This is a genomic window from Thermoflexus sp., assembly GCF_025055495.1.
Lineage (GTDB): Bacteria > Chloroflexota > Anaerolineae > Thermoflexales > Thermoflexaceae > Thermoflexus.
In genome coordinates, this window is record NZ_JANWXB010000278.1 from 1 (window position 1) to 1,899 (window position 1,899).

2 protein-coding genes are annotated in these 1,899 nt (G+C 61.0%); one reads left to right on the plus strand and one right to left on the minus strand.

The genetic code is table 11. The annotated features are described in order from the left end of the window. Window positions 1–944, plus strand: a 944-nt coding sequence (locus NZM16_RS08975) for a hypothetical protein (protein ID WP_295480016.1), incomplete at its 5' end; no start/stop codon positions are given. Window positions 945–1,715: 771 nt separating this feature from the next. Here NZM16_RS08975 and NZM16_RS08980 read toward each other — a convergent pair. Further along, a partial coding sequence (locus tag NZM16_RS08980; protein WP_295480018.1) for an SDR family oxidoreductase occupies window positions 1,716–1,899 on the minus strand: 184 nt, incomplete at its 5' end.

Here is a 1,899-nt window from a genome sequence, read left to right on the forward strand (position 1 = left end):
GGTGGGGAACCATGCCCGTTAAGCGCATGCTGGAAGCCTTCGCCAGTGATTTCCGTGCAATGGATGGCCGGCATCTTCTGGAAAGCATCCGGCGATCGGAAGGACGGGTCCTGTGCGCGGAGGTTCTGACGCTCTCTCCTCCCCTGGTCGATGGGATTAGCAATGCGGAACTGGCCGCCGCCATGGGAGCTGACTTGATCCTGCTGAACGGCTACGATGTGCTTCAGCCCCAGGTGATGGGCTTCCCGGGCGAGGTCGAGCTGGATCTGGGCTGGGCGCGCCTGTCTACGGGTGTGGGCACACTTCCTGCGCGGGTGAAAGAGTGGATCGGGCGTCCGGTCGGTCTGAACCTGGAACCGATCCCGGATCCCGAGAAGGCCGCTCGAGCCCTGGGTCGACTGGCCACCCCGGAGAACGCCCGGCGCGCTATGGAGCAGGGGGTGGATTTCCTGGTGATCACCGGCAATCCCCAAACCGGTGTAACCGGGGAGGGGATCGCTGAGGCGGTTGCTCAAATTCGAAAGGCCATCGGCGGCATTCCCCTGATGCTGGCTGGGAAAATGCATCGGGCCGGCGCGGACGAGCCGGTGATCTCGGAGCGGGATGTGGAGGCGATGATGGAAGCGGGGGCGGATGGGATCCTGATCCCTCTACCCGGGACCGTCCCGGGGGTGGTGGAGGAGGAGGCGGCCCGGCTGGCGGCGCGGATTCACCGGGCAGGTCGTTTGGTGATGGGAACCATTGGCACCTCTCAAGAAGGCGCCACGGCCTCTGTGATAGAGCAGCTGGCGCTGGCCGGCAAACGAGTAGGGGTGGACATCTTCCACATCGGGGATGCGGGATTCATGGGAATCGCCTTCCCGGAGAACATTTATGCGCTCTCCCTGGCCATCCGCGGCCGAAGGCACACCTGGCGCCGGATGGCCGCCTCCCTCCACCGATAAGCCATATTGAGCAAGGATGGGGAAAGGCCGCCTTTGCGAAATTGCACAATTGAGCGCTCATCCCCCAGTAAGCGCCGGCTCCCGACATCTCCCCGCAAACTCGCGGTTTGGGGTGGCAGAGTAATCGAGACAGATCTTAATTAAATTTCCCCAGAAGCTCGTATAGAAGCATTCGAAGAAATGAATCCAGACCAGGGGAGCATGCAAAAGCCAGTTCAAGCATGAGCTGGCCAGCAGGAAAGCTGAGAGCCCCTGGAGCGGCATTCCCTTTTTCGGGATGGAAAGGAGCTACCCGGACTTCCACCCAACTCTCCTGGATAGCTCGTCGCCATCGCTCCCAGTTCCGAGCTCCAACCCGCCTTCGATGACTCTGCACATCTCGATAGATAGTTGCCGCCGAAATACGGATGCCCACATTGCGCAGCATAAAAGCTGCAGCCGCCCCTGAGAAACCTGCCAGATACAGGAGCACTCCCAGGGCTCGAAGCATCTGACTTCGCTGCTGACCAGCCTCGATCACTTCCGGCTGAGCCGTCCAGGTTATCCCGCATTGCTTACAGCGAAAGCGAATTTGCTCCAGCGGCACCGGAGTTAAATCCCGAATGCGACGGAGCCGTCGTTGATGGATCACCGCTGTGGGAGTCTGGCAAACCGGGCACCAGCGAGCGACCTGCATCTGCTCGGGCGATAAACGCAAAATAGACGGAGCAACCTGAAGAAGTTGGCAGGTTGCCATGGTTGTTACCCCGCACAGGGGAGGGGGGAAACTCTCTACCACGTCTCCAGCTGGGCCGTCATTCCGGCGTCCACAAAGAGCAAGGAGCCAGTGACATATGATGACTCATCGCTGGCCAGGAAAAGCGCGGCGTAGCCCACATCCTCTGGCGTCCCCAGACGGCCCAACAACTGTCGGCGTTCCACCTGACGACGCATCCCTTCGGGATCAGGCGAGGAA